Annotated in this window: 13 protein-coding genes and 1 pseudogene; 7 read left to right on the forward strand and 7 right to left on the reverse strand. The window is 56.8% G+C overall.

Translation table 11 applies throughout. The features are described 5' to 3' along the window. Nucleotides 1-4: 4 nt before the first annotated feature. The 3 genes from QRN61_RS18000 to QRN61_RS18010 form a co-directional block, all read right to left on the reverse strand. Nucleotides 5-4,687: an NEL-type E3 ubiquitin ligase domain-containing protein gene (locus tag QRN61_RS18000; protein ID WP_285374396.1), complete on the reverse strand. Its 4,683-nt coding sequence runs from the start codon at nt 4,685-4,687 to the stop codon at nt 5-7. 165 nt (nt 4,688-4,852) lie between these two features. Further along, the gene (locus tag QRN61_RS18005) at nt 4,853-7,966 is read right to left on the reverse strand and encodes a transglycosylase domain-containing protein (RefSeq protein ID WP_096795547.1); all 3,114 of its coding nucleotides are present in this window, start codon (nt 7,964-7,966) and stop codon (nt 4,853-4,855) included. 268 nt (nt 7,967-8,234) lie between these two features. After that, complete coding sequence (locus QRN61_RS18010; RefSeq protein ID WP_096795548.1) at nt 8,235-8,693, reverse strand: REP-associated tyrosine transposase; 459 nt, start codon at nt 8,691-8,693, stop codon at nt 8,235-8,237. A gap of 626 nt (nt 8,694-9,319) precedes the next feature. Between QRN61_RS18010 and QRN61_RS18015 the strand changes: the two genes are divergently transcribed. Both QRN61_RS18015 and QRN61_RS18020 read left to right on the forward strand, forming a co-directional pair. After that, nucleotides 9,320-10,738: an amino acid permease gene (locus QRN61_RS18015; RefSeq protein ID WP_027612097.1), complete on the forward strand. Its 1,419-nt coding sequence runs from the start codon at nt 9,320-9,322 to the stop codon at nt 10,736-10,738. Nucleotides 10,739-10,903: 165 nt separating this feature from the next. Then, nucleotides 10,904-12,391, forward strand: a complete 1,488-nt coding sequence (locus QRN61_RS18020) for a glucosyltransferase domain-containing protein (protein WP_285374400.1) — start codon at nt 10,904-10,906, stop codon at nt 12,389-12,391. Nucleotides 12,392-12,397: 6 nt separating this feature from the next. On the opposite strand, the pseudogene QRN61_RS18025 reads toward QRN61_RS18020, so the two are convergent. Together QRN61_RS18025 and QRN61_RS18030 are read right to left on the reverse strand one after the other, a co-directional pair. Further along, nucleotides 12,398-12,766, reverse strand: a pseudogene (locus tag QRN61_RS18025) (glutamate synthase-related protein); the annotation flags it as partial. Between the two features lie 231 nt (nt 12,767-12,997). Beyond that, complete coding sequence (locus tag QRN61_RS18030; RefSeq protein WP_096795550.1) at nt 12,998-13,459, reverse strand: helix-turn-helix domain-containing protein; 462 nt, start codon at nt 13,457-13,459, stop codon at nt 12,998-13,000. Nucleotides 13,460-13,614: 155 nt separating this feature from the next. On the opposite strand from QRN61_RS18030, the gene QRN61_RS18035 reads away from it, so the two are divergent. From QRN61_RS18035 to QRN61_RS18045, 3 genes are all read left to right on the forward strand, one after another. Continuing rightward, entirely contained in the window at nt 13,615-14,010 is a 396-nt protein-coding gene (locus QRN61_RS18035; RefSeq protein WP_096795551.1) for a DUF6957 family protein, read from the forward strand. 42 nt (nt 14,011-14,052) lie between these two features. Further along, on the forward strand, nt 14,053-14,499 hold the full coding sequence (locus QRN61_RS18040) for a hypothetical protein (protein WP_096795552.1): 447 nt from the start codon (nt 14,053-14,055) through the stop codon (nt 14,497-14,499). A 91-nt stretch (nt 14,500-14,590) separates the two neighbouring features. Next, nucleotides 14,591-14,974: a hypothetical protein gene (locus QRN61_RS18045; protein WP_285374404.1), complete on the forward strand. Its 384-nt coding sequence runs from the start codon at nt 14,591-14,593 to the stop codon at nt 14,972-14,974. 404 nt (nt 14,975-15,378) lie between these two features. On the opposite strand, the gene QRN61_RS18050 is transcribed toward QRN61_RS18045, so the two are convergent. Then, a complete protein-coding gene (locus QRN61_RS18050; protein ID WP_096795555.1) occupies nt 15,379-15,636 on the reverse strand; it encodes a hypothetical protein in 258 nt (85 codons plus the stop codon). A 12-nt stretch (nt 15,637-15,648) separates the two neighbouring features. Between QRN61_RS18050 and QRN61_RS18055 the strand changes: the two genes are divergently transcribed. After that, nucleotides 15,649-15,885, forward strand: a complete 237-nt coding sequence (locus QRN61_RS18055; protein ID WP_285374405.1) for a hypothetical protein — start codon at nt 15,649-15,651, stop codon at nt 15,883-15,885. Nucleotides 15,886-16,627: 742 nt separating this feature from the next. After that, complete coding sequence (locus QRN61_RS18060; RefSeq protein WP_096795557.1) at nt 16,628-17,656, forward strand: Shedu immune nuclease family protein; 1,029 nt, start codon at nt 16,628-16,630, stop codon at nt 17,654-17,656. A 276-nt stretch (nt 17,657-17,932) separates the two neighbouring features. Here QRN61_RS18060 and QRN61_RS18065 read toward each other — a convergent pair whose 3' ends face one another. Next, a complete protein-coding gene (locus QRN61_RS18065) occupies nt 17,933-18,700 on the reverse strand; it encodes a hypothetical protein (protein ID WP_096795604.1) in 768 nt (255 codons plus the stop codon). Between the last annotated feature and the right edge of the window lie 425 nt (nt 18,701-19,125).

Below are 19,125 nucleotides of genomic sequence, written 5' to 3' on the forward strand. Positions count from 1 at the left end.
GTCATCAAAGCCCGGCGCGGGTCAGGGCTTCACGGGTCAGGCGACGCGCGAGCTCTTTTTCGTCATCCGCCAGATCGACCAGCAGCCGCTCGAACAGCGCGTCGCTGATCGGTTCTTCATTGAACACCACGGTTGCCGGCGCCGGCAGATCGTTCATCAACGTCTTGAGCTGTTCGCGCAAGGCTGCGCGTTCCTCGGCCACGGTCGATTGCACCCACCGGCGCTGGATCTCGCGCAGCGATTCAAGGGCTTCGTAGCGGTGCTGGAACAGACGCTTGTTGCTTTCCAGGCGCACGGGATAGCGCTCGCTCAGGTACTCTTTCCAGAAGTCGAGCTCAAGCATCTGGTTGACCAGGCCATCGCCTTCACCCAGCGCCAGTACCGTGTCGCAGGCCTGATCGATCATCGCGTCAGTGACGCCGGACACCGCCCGGTACAGCATGCCCTCGGACTGCCAGGGCAAGCCGAGACGTTTGGCCAGGCCGGTCTGGTAGGCCAGATAAACCTCCACGTCGTCGGGATTGCCACCACGGCTGGCGACATCGGCCCGGGCGATTTCGTTGACCTGTTCCAGGCGCGCCGCGCCTTTGGCCAGCGTCACCAGCTTCAGTTCCAGTTCCTTCGGCTCGACCGAATAGGCATGCGCCTCGTAGGCCAGCACGTTCACCCCCATGTGGTTGAACAGCTGCGTACCGGCATCGGCGCAGTCCACCGGCGCCACCACCATGGTGAACAGTTTTTCGCGCAAGCGACTGTCGACGTGCACGGCGTCGAGCATGCGCCAGACGCGTTGCATCAACTGCTCGCGCGCCGTTCCGCCAGCGCGGAAATCGGCAAACTCACGCACGCTGAGCAACGTCGCCATGAACGGTGCGGCCATGGGATCTTCCACCAGCTCTGTCCACGGTGTTTCGCGATCAATGCCCCAGCCCGGCACGTCGGACCAGTAGTCGGCGCCATAGTTGGAGATGATCGAGGTGCCCGGGATGGCGACCGGCATGATCGGCTCCGGTGGCAGTGCCATCGAACGGCGACTGTCCTGGTAACGCAACTGGTTGAGGTCCGACAGGGCGGCGACGTCCAGACGCGTACGCGCCACCAGCCATTGCGCATCGGAACCGCTCGGCACGTCGGGGATTACCGTCAGCGGGTTGCCGCGCAGATCGAGCAGCAAACCGCGTGGCCGTGGCTTGGCCAGAATGCCGTCCGGCCAGGTGGTCAGGCCGGTGTTCTTCAGCGCCACCACTTTGAGGCGCGGCATGCGTGACAGATCAGGCGACAGCCCCAGCGGGTTGTCGTCCATTCTCAGCACTTCGAGGTAGGTCAGGCTGCCCAGCCGTTCGACGGCGGCGCGGTCCAGCACAATGTGGTTGTTGTTCAGGCGCAGACGTTCGAGGCGGCGCATTGTGGTTCCGATGCGGTCCGGCAAGCGCGTCAGCTCGCAGTATTTGGCGCTCAGCTCGACCACGTTCGGAAAGTCTTTGAGCAGGCCGTTGGCGTCGGGGGAAAACCGCGCGTTGTCGAGATTGAGCAGCGTGACCTTGTCGAGAAACTTCTTCAGCGGTGGACGTTTCGCCCACCAGGTTTCCAGATTCGTGGAGAGCAGTTCCCGCGACAGATCCAGCGCATAGGCGGACGGATCGGCGCGGTTGCCCAGGTGCGCGTTCTTGCGTTCGAAGCAGTCCAGCAGACTTTCGTAGATATGCAGCCCGCCACCGTCACGGAAGCCCTGACTGCCCGGCCCCCAGCTCTCCGGTTGCTGATAGCGCCAGCGATGGACGATGACCCGCAGTTCATCGAGTTCATCTTCATGTGCCTCGATGGCCTTGAGCGGCTCGCCGCGTTCGGTCAGGGCACTGGCAAACGCTTCGACCTCGCTCGGGCTGAAATGCGGATGCAGATCCTGGATGCGTTGCTCCAGCGTGGCGGCATTGCGGCTCAGGCCCGGGCCGCGCACCAGAAACAGGGTGTTGTATTCAGCGATCGGGCGGATCGGCGGACTGGCGAGTAGCGTGCGCCGCTCGCTGGGGGCCTGGGTTCTGGCGATGATCCACTGTTTGAACGGTTCGATATCGTCGGTTCGATACCCCAGGGCACTGCGGCCATCGTGATTGATCGCCTGCAGGATTGCCTCGTACAGGCCACTGGCGGGGTGGATTGGCAGGTTCGCGCCATCGCGCACTTGATAGCGATCGGCAGCAACCCGCACCAGCACCCGGATGCGCTCGGCGACCGCGGCACCGGCTTCGCAACGCAACTCGCCGTCGAACGTGCCTTCACGGATTTCAATCCGCAGCGCCCCGAAGGTATCGCTGTAATGCCGCAGCGCGCCGAGGATCAGCCGTTCGCTGTCGATGTTGCTCAGGGCTTCCTGCTGCAAACCCTGGGCGGCGCGCACGGACTGCAATTCAAACTGCACCTCGCGGGCGGTCGTGCGCAAACGCAAGGGCAGACGGCGTTGCGTCGTGGCTTGCTGCTGTTCCAGCGGCCGGGCATGAGACACCACCCGTTCGGCGAGAACCGGCGTCAACTGTGGACAATCCACCAGCACCTGGCTGGCCGCCGGCGACAGTGGCGCGTCGGGCTGCACCGGACGCGCCGGGCCGAGTCGATCCAGCGTATCGCTGAGTAATGGCGGCGGCGGGGTGTTGTCGACGTGCATGCGGCGCAGCATGTCCTCGTCGGTGCCGGTCAGCAGGCGCATGTGCTCCAGTTGCGCGTCGCTGAAACCATCGGTGCGATGGCCGATGCGTCGCATCAGTTTTGGTCCGTCCCACAGACGCGGGTTTTCCGTTTCACAGACCCAGGCCCCGTCGGCGTTGTGCGCAAGCGTCGGTGCGTAGGCCCGGGGACGTCGCGGATGGCGCAGGCGGTGTTTCCCGGAAGCCGGATCCTTGGTCACCTCGAACAGGTGTTGATCCAGGCGCAACAGGTGTTTGTCCCCCAGCGTATGAACGCCGTGCGCATCGGGGCGGGCCGGGCTCGGCAGGGTCTGTTCCGGCAGGCGATAGGGCGCCAGATCCGGATTCCACAGGCGGGTCTGGCCATCGGCCAACTGCACCGGTTTCAGGCCTTCGACAAACGACGACAGCTTGACCCGTGCGACACGTCCCAGGCTGGCGCCAGCGGCGAAGGCGCCGAGCTGGACGATGCTTTGCAGCACGCCAATGGCTTGCTCACCCGCTTCGGCCAAATGCCCTTCGGCCATGTCGACGATGCCTTCAAAGACGCCGTCGAGCAGTTGATACGTGGTGTAGGCCAGCATCAATTCGCCGAGCCCCGGCACCAGCGGGGTCACCACCAGCAGCGCCACGTTGAAAATATCCGAGAGGATTTTCCCTAGGTTGTCCCACCAGGCCCAACGGGCCATGCGGTCGGCATACTCGGTGGAAATGGCGATCTCCCGGGCGTCATTGAAAATCTTGTTGAGCTTCTGCTGATGGAAGTAAGCCCAGAGACTGCCGGTGTAACGGGTATCGCGGTCGTCCTGGATTTTCGTCAGGCGAAAGCGCAGGTCGGGGTGATCCACAGGCGTTTCGCGCCAACTGGGCAGGTGGGTTCCCGGCGGTACGGTGTGCCATTTCACGGTGCTCAGGCGGGCGTTCAAGCCTGCAAAAAAATGCCCGCGCTGCTGATGGTTGACGAACTGGCTGAAAAACCGCTGATAGCTGCCGGTAGCGTCGCGGTCACGCAGTTGCCGCGTCAGTTCCGCCATGAAGTCCAGCGCCGAGGGGTATTGTTTGAGCGGGTGTTCCGGGTCATGGGGCACATAGGCAATCACCGGGACCGGGGCGTTGGCGGTGTCCACGTCGGGGGCGATGAGGGTGATACCGGTCAGCGCCGTATCCATCATGGCGAGGTTGTAGTAGTTGATGGCACGCCCGCGCCAGCGCAGGTTGCGCCGGTCATCGAGCATGCCCTGAATGACCTCGTAGGCGTCGCGGTCAATGTCCTTTTTTGCCAGAGCCAACTGGGCACAGACGCTCAATGTACTTTTTTGACTGAAGATGACCCGGTACTGCAAAACCTGGCGGGCCACACGGTTGCCCGAGCGCAGAAAATCATTGAGATGCTGCTCGTATCGGGCGCCGATATTCAGCTCGCGGCACAGTGACTTGAACTGCTCGATACTCACTTTGTGCTTGAGCGGCCTGACCGTGAAGTGGCCGTTGGCATCGGGGCGGGTAATGAACTCCGAGGCCGGGCTGAACGCTTCATCGCGGGAGAAATTATGCAATGCAGCGTCGAGCAGCGAGACGGTCCGGCTGGTGGTTGCACCGGCAAAGTCATGGGCCCACCACGCGCTGTTGACGGGGGCGTACAGGCGCAGCCAGGTGTTCTCGACGTCGTCTTCGACACCGAAGCGCTGTTGCAGCGCCTGCTGTAATAACGGCCTGGCGAAGGCGTAGACGTCTTGCAGACTGCTCAAGGCCTTGTCCACGTCGTTTTGTGCTTTCCAGGCATTTTGCATCTGCTGTTGCAGACGCCGATGTTCGGCGTCCGATACCTCTTGATACCAGGCCGGCAGTTTCAGTCGGTGCAGCTGCAATTCATTGACCCGCTTTGCTGAGCTTGCGCGCAGCCAGGCCGGGATGGCTTTTTCGATCGTCTGATAATGAACACTGACATCCGGTGAGACGAGGTGCGCCGTGCGTGACGGTTGCCCCTGCGGGGAAAGGGTGGGCATTGCTGGATCGTCCTTGATCAAAAATGGAGCGATCAGCCTAGGCAAGGACAGTGGGTGAAAAAAGCGCAAATACCCGGTTGAAAGCGCCGGGGTTGCGCGCGGAGCTTTCGAAAAATACGGAGTGAAAAATACACAGTTACCACCACGTCACAGTGCTTTCGTGGCTTAGCGGGCGGCGGTGACCTCCGGTGCCTGACACATCGTGTGCGTACCCGGTTGCAGGTATGGCGAAAGGATCGGCGCCATGCCCTTGAGCACCTGCACCGGCAGCGCCGAGGTGAACTTGAAGTTCTCCGCCGAGCGCCCGGGGACGAACGCGGTGAGCGTGCCGAAGTGGTTGTTGCCGATGTAGAACACGAAGGTCGCGGTACGGTTGATCGACTTCGAACTGAGAATCCGCCCGCCGGAACCGATGGCTTCGATGCGGTTGTCGCCGGTGCCGGTCTTGCCACCCATGACCAGTGGCGTGCCGTCGGCGGTTTTGAAACTGCCGGACACCCGTTTCGCCGTACCCGAGTCCACCACTTGTGAAAGAGCCTCGCGCATCGCTGTGGCGACCTCCGATGGCATCACCCGTTTGCCCACATGCGGGTCGTTGGTCAGACGCGTTTCATACGGGGTGTCTGCAGCAAAGTGCAGGCTGTCGATGCGCAGGGTCGGCATGCGCACGCCGTCGTTGAGGATGGTGCCGATCAGTTCGGCCAGCGCGGCAGGACGATCGCCGGAGCTGCCGATGGCGGTGGCCAGCGACGGCACCAGATGGTCGAACGGATAGCCGACTTTCTGCCAGCGCTGGTGAATCTCCAGGAACGCTTCGATCTCGAGCATGGTGCGGATGCGGCTGTCGCGGGCGCCCTTGTGCTTGCTCTTGAACAGCCAGCTATAGACTTCCTGACGCTCGAACTGGCTGGCCTTGACCACCTGGCTGAAGGTGGCGTCCGGGTTGTGCAGCAGATAGCCCATCAACCACAGGTCCAGCGGGTGGACCTTGGCGATGAAGCCCTGATCCGGCAGATCGTAGGTGCCCGGGCCGTAGGCGTCGTACAACCGGATCAGGCGATCGTCGGTGAGTTTCTCGGTGAGCTTGGCGCCTTTGAGGTGGGCGCGCACGAAGCTGTTGAAGTCTTCCTGACTGGCATTGGGCAGCAGATAACGATGCACCGCGGCCATGCGGATCGGGGTCGGGCGCATGCTGTCGAGGAAGGTGTCGAGGCGCGCCTGGGTGTCCTTGTTCTTGTACTTCTTCCAGAACTTGAGCAGGAACGAGGTGCCTTCGCGGTCAGCGAAATTGGCCAGGTATTCCTGACGTCGCGGATCGCGGTCGTCTTTGAGCAGTTCGGCGCTGCTGTTGGGGCCGGAGTAGGTGACGTAGCGCACCACGTCGCGCATCAGGCGAATGAATGGCAGGTTGATCGACTCGCGCAGCGCATCGCGCAGAGTCGGCAGGCGGCCGTTGTCTTCCTTGCGAAAGTTGTGGAACACATGCAGGCCGCCACCGGTGAAAAACGCCTCGCCGGGGCTGGCCGAATATTTGCGGTCGAGCGCGGCGCCGAGCATTTTCGACAGATCGTGATCCTTGTTCTGGATCAGGTAATCGATCACCCATTGGCTGAGGCGGTCCTGATCCGGCACTTCGACTTTCTTCAGTTCCGGCACGCTCATGGCGCCGTACTTGTCGTGCAGTTCGGAGATGATCTGCAGGTAAGTCGTCAGCACGCGCATCTTCGCCGTCGAGCCGAGCTCCAGCTTGCTGCCTTCGTTGATGTCGAACGGCTGGTCGGTGCTGTCGGTCTGTACGCGTACTCGCGAGCCGTCCGGGGTCAGTTCGAACAGGGTGAAACTGTAGCGCACCTGGGTGGTGCTGGTGGGGGTGAGCAGGCGTTCGCCAATCAGGCCGATCTGCCCGGCAAACGTGGGGTCGGCGAGTTTTTTCAGGTAATCGGTGGCCTGGGTCTGCAACTCGCCCTGCAAGGTACTGGTGGCTGAGAGGTCGAGGCGATCAAGGTCGTACAGCGGACGGTTGAGCATACTCGCCAGACGGCTGCGGGCGACGCTGATGCCCTTGTTGGTTTCGATCGGCTGAAGGGTCGGCTGGGTCTGCCAGTCGCGGTAAGTGACCTTGCTCGCCAGTGCGGCATCGGCCAGCGCGCTGTCGATCACGCCGCCCTGTTTGAGCAGGCGCAAGTGGCTGTCGGTGAGGTCGGCGAGTTCTTCGCGGCCTTTGGTCAGGTAATGCGAAGGGCGGCGCTGGGCGATCATCAGCGAGAGCATTTCGCGCAGGGCCAGGCCTTTGTCGGCCATGGTTTTCGCATCGGTGGCCGGGCTGTTCAGCTGTGCATTGGCCTGGTTGAAATCGCTGCCGTACCAGACCCGCAAACCTTCAGCCATGCCGTGTACTTCACCGTGCCCCGGAACAGCGGAAAGCGGCACGCTGTTGAGGTAGTCGCGGATAATGTTCTGCCGCGCGCCGAGGGTTTCCGGGCCGGGCTGATAGGCGCGCACGCTGGCGGAAATCATCTGACGGATCTTCTCGGCGCCGGACACCGTCAGGCCATCGGGCGAGTGCCGGTACTTCTCCAGTTGCGTCGCCAGGGTGCTGCCGCCCGCCGATTGCCCCGGCAGGTGCAGCAGTTTCGCCACCTGCGACCACGCGGCCATGCCGAAGCGCGGCCAGTCCACCGCCGGGTTGGCCAACGGTTGCTTGGGGTCGAGCAGAAAGCGGTTTTCGATGAACAGCAGACTGCTGACCACCACCGGCGGAATCGCCGCAAAACTCGAATACAGCTGCTGCGGATACTTGTACTGATACAACGGCGCAGCGCGGCAATCGGTGATCGACAGCCCGGCCTGGATCTTTTCCGAATAGGGCACGAACAGGCCCTTGTCGGTGTAGCTCAACAGCGCGGGTGAAAATCGCGTCTGCTCGGTGATCACGTAATTGCGCTTGAGCAGGCGTGGCAGGAATTCATCGAGAGAGCTGTAGCCCAGACGCAGATCGAACGGCCCGTTGCCCGGATAGCGGATCGCTTCGCTGGGGCCGGGCTCCAGCTGATATTTGAGCGAGGCGGCGTACTGGCTCAGCTCCCGGGACTGGAAACGCGAGGTGCGCATCTCCTTGCTCGCGGCCAGACCCACCACGATGGCGATAATCAGCAGCAATAACCAGAACGCCTTCCAGCCATGCCGGCTGCGGCGTTTTTTGGGGGGGACAGGCGCTTCATCCACACGTTCAGTCGGAACCACGGCTTTACTCGAATCGGTTTGCCACAAAGCGCCCATAGTCGATTGATCCATTCACGCAGATTGATCGGACTTGACTGAAGCTTAGACGGTGGTTGGTGATGGGGAAAAAAAAGTGCGGGGTTTGGGTGGGAGTGGTTTCTGAAGAAAACTGCACCTGTGGCAAGGGAGCTTGCTCCCGTTGGGTTGCGTAAGCAGCCCCAATCCCTCTAATCGCGATCTGTCTGAAACACCGCGTGCGCGGGTAATACGACGGCTGCGCCGCCGAGCGGGAGCAAGCTCCCTCGCCACAGGGAGAGTGGGAGCTTTAGAGCCAGCAGGCATCCCAGAGTGGGTAGTCACCAATTTTTTCTACCAAGCCGGCCCGTAGCGGATTGGCGATGATGTATCGGGCGAAGGGTTTCAAGTCTTCTCCATCACGGATAGCTCGGTCGTGATAGCCGGTTTGCCAAAACGCGCCTTTTCGGTTTAGGGCGCGGTTAATCGACAATGTGCTTCGGGACTTCACCGCTTGCATCAGGCCTTCCATGGGCATTGCTTCCAGCTGGACCAACCAGTGGAGGTGATCAGGCATCACCACCCAGGCGATCGAGTCGACCCATCGCTGATCATGAGCTCGCCGGAGCTCCGCTACCAATAAACGGCCAACTTGCCAATCGCTGAATATTCTGCGGCGCTGATACACCACTGCAGTTATCAGATAGGCACGTCCCGATTCCGAATAGCGCCCTCGGCGGAGCCGATGTGAATGTAGGGGGTTACGCATTCCGTTGCGCCCTTTGCGAGTTCAATCCCTATTCACGCTAGTCGCAGCATTCAAGAATTGGGTCTGCGATGACTGTACGAAATTTCCGAAAACTTCCAGATATCGCATTCTCTGTGGCGAGGGAGCTTGCTCCCGCTGGGTTGCGTAGCAGCCCCAATCCCTCTAATCGCGATCTGTCTGAAACACCGCCTTCGCGGGTAATACGACGGCTGCGCCGCCGAGCGGGAGCAAGCTCCCTCGCCACAGGGGGTTAAACAGTCAAGTTCATCGAAACGGCTGTGCTAGAGCCGTCCCCCACGCAATACCACCAAAGCAGGGCCATGACGGTGCACCATCATCGTGCAATACTCGCCGGGATTTTTTGTGGTGAATATTCCTACGCATATCAGGTAATATCTCTCCGCAAAGCGGCTTTTTGCCGAGACTTCTAGCTGTATGTTGTCACTTATAGAGTGAAAAGCCCTGTGACAAGCTTTCTATACTGCACGCCCCGCTGATCTTGCAGGCAGGGTCCTGCATGACGTGTCTGCCCACGAAGCAGGCGCGGTGTCGGGAAGCTGAGGCCTATCGGTCGAGGCTTCGACACACGGTGGTCATATCCAATAACAAGACGAGGTTGTATCCCTATGCCAGTCGGCAATCACCTGCCCCATGGCGAGACCGCTCACGGCGGCCCGCTTAAACGCGAACTCGGCGAACGGCATATTCGCCTGATGGCACTCGGTGCCTGTATCGGCGTCGGCCTGTTTCTCGGCTCGGCCAAGGCCATTGAAATGGCCGGCCCGGCGATCATGCTGTCGTACATTCTCGGCGGTCTGGCGATCCTGGTGATCATGCGCGCCCTCGGCGAAATGGCCGTACACAACCCGGTGGCCGGCTCGTTCAGCCGCTACGCCCAGGACTACCTCGGCCCGCTGGCGGGCTTTCTCACTGGCTGGAACTACTGGTTCCTGTGGCTGGTGACCTGCGTCGCGGAAATCACCGCCGTCGCCGTGTACATGGGCATCTGGTTCCCCGATGTACCGCGCTGGATCTGGGCCCTCGCGGCGTTGATCAGCATGGGCTCGATCAACCTCATCGCGGTAAAAGCCTTCGGTGAATTCGAGTTCTGGTTCGCCCTGATCAAGATCGTCACCATCATCGCCATGGTCATCGGCGGCGTCGGCATCATTGCTTTCGGTTTCGGCAACGATGGCGTGGCGCTGGGGATTTCCAACCTGTGGGCCCACGGCGGCTTCATGCCCAACGGCGTGACCGGTGTGCTGATGTCCCTGCAAATGGTCATGTTCGCCTACCTCGGTGTCGAAATGATCGGCCTGACCGCCGGTGAAGCGAAGAACCCGCAGAAGACCATTCCCGATGCGATCGGCTCGGTGTTCTGGCGCATTCTGCTGTTCTACGTCGGCGCGCTGTTCGTGATCCTGTCGATCTACCCGTGGAACGAAATTGGCACCCAGGGCAGCCCGTTCGTGATGACCTTCGAGCGTCTGGGCATCAAGACCGCCGCCGGCATCATCAACTTCGTGGTGATCACTGCGGCGCTGTCGTCGTGCAACGGCGGCATCTTCAGCACCGGGCGCATGCTCTACAGCCTGGCGCAGAACGGCCAGGCTCCGGCCGGGTTCGCCAAGACCTCCAATGGCGTGCCACGCCGCGCGCTGCTGCTGTCGATTTTCGCGCTGCTGATCGGCGTGCTGCTCAACTACCTGGTGCCGGAGAAAGTCTTCGTCTGGGTGACGTCGATTGCGACCTTCGGCGCGATCTGGACCTGGGTGATGATCCTGCTGGCGCAACTGAAATTCCGCAAAGGCCTGAGCGCCAGCGAACGTGCCGGCCTGAAATACAAGATGTGGTTGTATCCGGTCAGTTCGTACTTCGCGCTGGCGTTTCTGGTGCTGGTGGTCGGCCTGATGGCGTACTTCCCGGACACCCGCGTGGCGCTATATGTGGGGCCGGTGTTCCTGGTGCTGCTGACCGTGTTGTTCTACGTGTTCAAGCTGCAACCGACCGGTGAAACGCAGGGTGCGGTGCGTTCGGTCTCGTAAGTCAACGGTAAGGTAACAAACAAGCCCCGGCCTATTGGTCGGGGTTTTTTATGGGCGTTTCAGAAGCTGTAACCGCCGGTCTGAAAGCGCGATAAAAACCTCGAAGCAAGGCTCAAACCTGTATCACTTCGCAAATTTCGCGCGGCATTGAAACGGGGCGCGCACATGAGAACGAGCGCATTTCTCCAACGAGAACTCAGTCAGCGTCAGGTCGTGCTGTTCTTCCTGCTGGCTACCGCGTTGTACGTCCTGCCCCTGATCCTCGCCGACTTTCCCTACATCGACGATAACTGGCGCACGCTGGCCGCCGGCAATGCCTGGGCCGGGCAGGGGCGATTGTTTGCCGACTGGTTTTATCAAGCGCTGACGTTCACCGGCGCCGCGCCGAACATCTTTCCGTTGCCGCTGTTGCTCGCCGTCGTAGCGATGAGTCTGGCCCTGACGCGCCTGACCTTTCACTACTTTGCAGAACCGACGCTGGCCTGCTGTCTGGTGCCGTTGCCGCTCTGGTATAACCCGTTCCTGCTGCAGAACTTGTCCTATCAATACGACGGCCCGATCATGGCCCTGAGCATGGTCGCGGCGATCTACGCCATCACATTCGAAGGTTCATCGCGGGTGCAGCGCTGGCTGGTGCCTGCGGCGTTGCTGGCGCTGGCAATCGGTCTTTATCAGATCAGCTTCAATGTGTTTCTCGGGCTGTGTTGTGTCGAGTTGATCAGGGCTGTTCAGCGGCGAACTCAGTGGCCGGAGATTCTGCGGATGCTGGGCTGGAAACTCGCACAAGCGGGCCTGGGCATCCTGATCTACAGCGCCACGGCGTACCCATTCATGGAAACGTTGCGAAAAACGGATCTGTTGAACCTGGACGCCAACCCGCTGTTGCAGATCGGCATCAATTTCGCTCGGGTCCTGGATAAAGTTGCGCTGTTGTTTCACGGCGGCTACCCGTGGGTTTTCGCTGCGCTGGTGTTGTGTGCGATCGCTGGCAGTGTGCGACTGGTTCAGTGCCGCCCGCACCGTTGGCCAGACTTGCTGCTGTGCTTGCTCACGCTGCCTGTCCTGGCTTTGCTGGTGCCGGGGATCACGCTGCTGTTCCGTGATTTCAATGAAGGCGCGCGCACCCTGATGGGCTTCGGCGTGTTGTTGCTGGGGTTGTTCTATCTGGCGCACGTTGCGTTGGCATCCGCGCATCGTCGCTTGCCCTTGCTGCTGATCATTGCGCTGCTGGCGACTCTCTCGCTGTCCTTCGCCTACGGCCGGGTACTGAATCTGCAGAAAACCTTCGCCAGCAGTGCGCTGTACAGCCTGAGCCATGACATCGCTGCCCATCGCGAGCTGCGTGAAGCCAAGCGGATCTATCTCTCGGTGAGCTACTCCGAGCGCTGGCTGGCCAGTGCGACCGGTTCATTCAAGCGGCTGCCGGTGCTGCACTATCTGCTCAACGTCGACTACTTCATCCTCGCGGAAAATCTGCCGTCAGCAGGCATTACCAACGTGGTCGCCGAACGCGAGCGGCGCAACGCCACCCGCGTCGGCTATCAGGGGTTTCCAGCGCTGGTGGACAGCCTGTATTACCGGATTTACCTGATTGGCGATTACGGTTTCATCGTCATGAAAGAGCCGCCGCCTCACCGCCTGCTCAGTTGGTGACGAGGCTCAGGCTGCCGCCACTTCCTGCGGCTCAAAGCTGTCTGCTCGCGCCATCTGCCACATCCGCGAATAGAACTCGCCATTCACCTCACCCGTGAGCAATTCCCCCGGTTTCAGAAACACATGCAGCTGCGAGAACAGTTTGATCTCGGTCGCCGACATGCGGCGCACCAGGTGCTTGGCCGACAGTTGCGACGGATGCTCAAGGCCTGCGGCGGCGAGCATTTCTGCCAGCGCCTTGAGCGTGTTGCGGTGGAAGTTGTAGACGCGCTGGGCCTTGTCCGGGACGACGAGGGCGCGTTGGCGCAGAGCGTCCTGGGTGGCGACGCCGGTCGGGCATTTGTTGGTGTGGCAGCTTTGCGACTGGATGCAGCCGTAAGTTATGGCCCCCAAATTCCAACTACTCGTCTGTGAGTGACTGAGTGAGTGGGTCTACTAATAGTTTCCTATACTACTCAGCGCGCTATTTTGCGCCCTCTCTGAGCTTCATCCTTTTGGGGAACAATGGCTTCAAAATGTCGCTGAATGACTCACAGGGCCAAGGCTCTTTAGCGCCTTGTTTGCAGATCGCCCGCATCTCGTGAGTGCCTGAATATCAGCAAACCATTAGTCGTCTGGCTTCTCACCCCAGAGGCGATTGACGGTTGTCCATGTGCACCCTAGCTCCCGCGCAACCTCAGCCCGGCTATGGCCCAAAGCCTTTAATTCCTGAACCTGCTGCATTCTCTTCCTGCCCTCAATCACTCTCGGGGCCTCAAGCTTATCCGGCGTCGCTGGCAAGACTGTGTCCGCGAGTCCTAGCGCTTCCATTTCAGCAATGGCTTCGAGCATGACGTTTCGCGGGGTTACCTGTTGACTGGCAGCAATCACCAGCCCGAAGAACGTTGCAGAATTTACGCCTAAAGCGTCCGCTAGCGCCTTAGTTACGTCCACTGTGGCATTAGCTTTTGAAGCTTCTAGCAAACTGACATATGGCTGCGCGACCTCTGCAGAGATAGCTTGCTGGTGCAATCCCTTGGATTTTCGTAGCAGTTGCAGTACGGCCGCGTATGGGCGACGCAATGACATTCTATCGCCTCATCAAAAAAGAGACGGTATGCCGTGTTTGCTAATAGATACTCAAATATATATAATTATTCATATGTTGATTTTGGCTTGGCTTGCATCGGCCGCTCGGCGGCCCAGATGTCATTTCATGCATTACTAAACTGGAGGGTCGACGCATGGTGTGTCCGTCCGAAAGCGAGCTACTTGAAGGGAACAGCCTAGAGCTAGAGGGCAGAACGCACTCGGGCTTAGAAGCTGTTGGAATGGTAACTGAGCGTTTCCCGCACAAGCCCTATTGCCTAGTCGAACAATGGACAATCTTTCGCGCCGACCTAACCCCTGAAGAAGTCACAAAGGTTCACGCCGCCGGCCACCTCCCTCTTTTCTTGTTTGCTCACAAAGTGGTCGAGGACAGCCGTGGGCGGTTCCAAGTAGGCGACTGGGTTCGCTCCAGCATGTGCCTCACATTCGATGACGGCGTTATGTTCGAGACCAAGAATACGATTTACGTCCTGATGGGGCCGGGGCATGAGCAAATTGCCAGCCTCAACACCATCTTCTCCTTCTTTTAATCTCCGCTCTTGTAAGAGCTACGCGAGACATAAGGACACACGATGTTCAGAACACATGACACCAATATGGTCGGAGTACCAGGTATGTTTGGGGAAGGGCAGTGCCAATGGCGCCAGGTATCCAGAGTGTTCCGCACTCACTGGTATCACCTGACTATCCAAGCCAAGCAAGAGGGCCGGATATCCGAAGCAGCGTTAATGGTTGATACCGAGCATCAACTTCAGCAGATCCTGATCGCCCAAGACGAGGAAATCACAGTCACCGATGTCAGGGTAGTGACGCCGCCATCGATGAACCATTGTGATGGATGGAGTATGGATCGCGTGGTCAAAGTCATTGTCGGGAATGATGAGCATGACTGTGATGTATGCCTAATCGAAGTAGATGGTGGCTTCGTGTACCACAGCTCAAACCGCCCAGGTTTTCAGATTGATTCACTAAAAAACCGACGACCAGTTTTTCTCGAAAGCATGATTCGATCAGCCTGAAATCTACCAAGATTCTTGCACGCTATCAGAGCGGCTGGTTCCGTGCGCAATTCTTGATAACGCCCTACAAAACGCCCAAGGGAGCGCAATGATGCTTGACACTCTTGATGTGAGTTTCTATGGAAAACGCCACACTGATTTCGACCTTACGCGCATTATAAAAGCTCAGGAGCAGGGCTTTGACTTGCCAGTGACCGCTTACCTTTGCGGTGTTTCCATCAGAGCTCGTGCAGGAATTGGCGTGGTCTTTGGCCATCAGCGCAAAGCTCGGTACGGACGGTATGAAGATGGTCATTTGATCCGTACTTCTGATGTGTTGAAAGTCGAGCGCGAAGGGAGATTTTGGGTGATGACAACTATGAATTCTCGCTACGTACTGGCCACTTTTCAGCGCGGCAATGGACGTTCGAGCCTCCGAGATTTCTTGCTACTCTCCAAGGGACAGCACCACGTATCTCCCCGAAATCTACAATGATGGTAAAGCCGCCTTAGGTATAGCGTCTGTTTCAGGATGGAGGCGGGAACACCATGAAGATCAAAAAAAGCTAAGTTATCGGCATAGCCTCCGGCGTATTTGAAGGCTACAACAGAGTGGGCCCATTTGTGGCTAGTCGAGAGTTTAATCTCATTGCTTTCATTGAAACTGTAAAGCCATCGGATACGGAGTCCTCGAGGCTTTCAGATCTAGTAGATGAGGTTCTCGACATGCTCTTTAAACAGGTGCTTGTTGTTGGCGTGGCATGCTCAAATATTTACCTCGGCGCAACGGGCGAAATCGGCGAAGAGAAGGATGTCTACATGTTGGGTTATCACATAGTGTGAAGTTACGTTCGTCGCTCATGCTCGCATTCAGACGCGGCTAAAAATTTTTTAAAGTCTTCACGGCTCTACTGAGAATATCTCCACTTTAAGAGTCTTAACTTTTCTCTGTGAGTTCGCCACATGGTTGTTGCCGTCTGTGTAATTTCGCCCTGCCTCAAACTCTGCTTCGATATCTTGTATTGATCCACACGCTGAATATTCAGGTGCAAGCAGGCTGATAAATTCATAGTGGACGTCGCTCATTGTCGAACTGTTACCCAGCAACACTTGGTCGACAGTAGTGTAAAAAATTACGTAGCTTACGATGAGTTTCATAGATGCCTATCCATGAAAGATTCTGAATTCGGCATCATGCCCGTGTATGGGGCCCATCAATGGCAAGTGCGCCGTTCAGCAAACTGCTGCGGGCTCGACCTTTATCACCTTTACTTTATGCTTCGGCCAGAGCACCGCATCATCGTTGGTGGGAAAGTTGTGATGACGCTCGTAGGCCTGCTCGATTTCTCTAATATTTTTGCAGTGCCAGTACAATGGATTGCTTTTTGTGTTCACAGTTGCCACTGAAATTCCACAGAGGTTGTCAGGGTGATCAAGTAACTTGTCGTCGAGTGTGATGTCAATGCTCATGTAATGCACGTGGTAGTTCATCTCTCACCCTTTTTCACGGTACTTTTCGGTAATGACGAAGGGATTTTTACACAGTGCCTATAGAAATCAAGGAGCATCATTGTAAATAAATCGATTGGCAACTGTGTTATAAATCTGTATAGCGCCATTTCACTCGGGCGTAATGATGAGTTGCGAACATACCTTCGCCCAATGTAATCCGTGGTTTTGGATCATCATGTATTTTCTTGATTTTACTTTTTGTCCAGCTTGCACTGTGTGTTCGTACAGCTTCATCCGAAAGGCTCGTTGCAAATTAATCGTTGTTCACTGGTAAAGTTATAAATTTTGATAACCATCCCTGAGGCGGATCATGGCAGGGTAAAATCTCAACACCGCGATCATACGTTCTGAACCGGAAATAAAGATTTACCTATTCGCACGGTAACTTAAGCATGATTGCTTTCAGCGCGTCGATCACGTCCACCGTGATCTTACTCCCTTCAATTTTCTCGCGGGGCAAATCCCATTTGTTGTCATGAGGAAAGCAGCGCTGGCCATCATGAAAGGCTGCACTAGCTCTACCTAGGCTAGATCCCCTGATAACGAGCACGAGAGTGATTTTTCCATTGCTCCGACAGCTGTGGCTAGGCTATTTTCGACTGAGGATTAATAGAGAGATGCAAGAGGCTAGCTATAGATGGAGATGAGTGATGAAAGATTCGATGAGATTTGGGGGTCAATACAGTTAGCGCAAGACATGCGCAAAGCTAGACCAGCGGATTATGACAGGTTGGCGATTGCTCTTAGCGTCAAACTCAGTCACTCAGATTTTGCTTTAGATCCTAAAGATAGCGCAGAGCATTTGCTGAAAATCGTACAGGAAAAAATTGATGAAAGGCTTGAAGAGGTTTTAGGTACTGATCGCTCAAAGGAGAATTTCGCTAAACAGTTAGAGCTTGCTCCAGGGTTTAGGTTTTTCATGGATGTGGCTTTGCGCGCCAAGAGAAAGCTGAACGACCTTATTCAATATATTGATGAAGATGAGCCGGATGACTTTGCAATTGAATTTGCCGAGTTTGTCTTGGAGGCGATAGATGAATTTAATTCTGTAATCGTCAACGGCGATGTCCTCCCTTTGCTTAAAAGAGGAGTGTATGCTTCGGATATCGCGATGGCGCTAGATGTCTGGGCTAACAAGCGCGTTGATGAGGACGGTAACGAGGCCTTCTGGCACGAAGAACTCGAAAAAAGAAAAGGTGTACTCGAAAGGCTTCTCGGTGGGTACGCAGTCTTCATGCAAAGCGAATTTCATGTTGGGACGACTGACATTAGAGGAGCTGGAAGCAAGCGTGCTGATTTCGCGTATTTAAATAAAGCTAACAATATCAGCCTCGTTGAGATAAAAGCTCCAAAAACCAAACTTTTAGGACGAAAGTATCGCGATACCTACCCTTTCTCTACTGACGTTTCTGGCGCTATTTCACAGGTGTTAATTCAGCGTAACGAGTTGATGGTCAATTTCTACCAAAAACGTAACATGGCACCGATGCCCTTCGAGGTATTTGCTCCTCGTTGTTTCTTGATAGTCGGCGACCTAAGCAGCATATCTGATGATAGAGACAAGCTTATGGCCTTTGAAGTACAGCGACAAGCTGTCTCCTCTCATGTTTCGGTCGTTACTTTTGACGAGCTTTATGAACAATTTGCAAGCTTCCATCAAGTGTAATGCTTCCTGTTAGTTCGAGCGAGTGTCAATTATATTTCTCATAAATGAGAAGCTGAATCAGGGCGGCGGTGGCGATCGCCCTTTTTGAGAATCGATTTTAAGCCCGCTATGGCTTGCGTAGCGCATGGGCGGTACTCCGGATTATCTGGATCTTCCAGTAACAAGAGAATGAGTTGAATTTGATTGCAAACTAACTGAAGGTTTGCTGCCATGCAGGAAATAATTCAGATTTGGCAGTTAAAAATCAGTCTTTGGGCCATAATTCCATTATCAAATTTATCTAGCAGAGTGAATTTTATCGAAGACAAGCAGGATTTTTTCCACCGCCTTCTTTGCCTTTTCGGGAGAATCACATTCGCTGGCTCGGATACGCTCGAAATGTACGCCTTCATGCAGCAGCATGGTTGTCCTTGCATGGGCTTCTGCCGGCGTTTCTTGGTGTACCGTGTCACCGTCAACCTCGACAACCATCATGATGCCATTACGAATCAACACAAAGTCAGGCTCAATTCGTCTGTAATCCAATCCACCGCGTATGAATACCGGCAGCGGCGCAAATGAGATACCCATCGACTTAAAGGCCTTATACATATGGATCTCAGGCTGAGACCGGAAGATTAGTCCGTCCGCTGTTAGTGGCGCGACATTATCAGAACGCACCCTACCTTGATTGGAAACCTTTGATCCAGAAAGCCAAGCCGTCGCCTTTTCTCGCCACTGGGGATCTTCAACAACCGCCGGAGAAATTTTCACTTCGCAAAAGGCATCAGACGGATTTTTGTTTACTATAACTTCCAGTTTCTTAAAAATAATTGCCTCGAGCTCTGTTTTACGTGGCTCGATCTGCGGATACAGATTTAAAGGTACCTCCATTATGAGAGAGTAGTAAGTCGTGCCCCCGTTCCAATTGTCATAATGGGACTCCACGACCTCCGGTTTAGAGAAAGTCAGTACCGCGACCTCTTGAGCCGCTCCCTCAGCAGCGAATAATCGTGCCAAGGTTCCAAGGGTTGCTTCGAGGGTGAAAATCAACTGTAGGCTCATGCATGTCCCGATTGCCAGCAACGTGGCGGCTTCTGGAGAGTAGCAGCTCGGCATGCGCATCTATGCCTGGAGTACGGCGCTGCTGGGTGATAAAGATGACCTAAAGTGGGACATCTTGAAAGCGTTAAGGGCATTTCGCTTTTAAGCCCAATTCGCCAGCAATTGAATGGATCAGGTTGATTAATCCACTGCTCGGCGCCGCTCATTCCCGTTGAGCACATGGCAGGGTTTACATACAGCTTGGAGGTTTGCAGTCTGATGAGACTCAGCGATTAGCTGCAAAGCAGGGTGCCCTGGCGGAAGAGAAAACGGCTCTGTGTCCAGCCAGTCAAAGCGAGAGAATATCTCCTCGACTTGAGAGAGGCTGAGCGTCTGAATGATCTGTGAGACCATAAGGTTGAACTCGGGAAGAACGTGATCAACTT

The organism is Pseudomonas sp. lyk4-TYG-107 (assembly GCF_030209055.1).
Lineage (GTDB): Bacteria > Pseudomonadota > Gammaproteobacteria > Pseudomonadales > Pseudomonadaceae > Aquipseudomonas > Aquipseudomonas putida_A.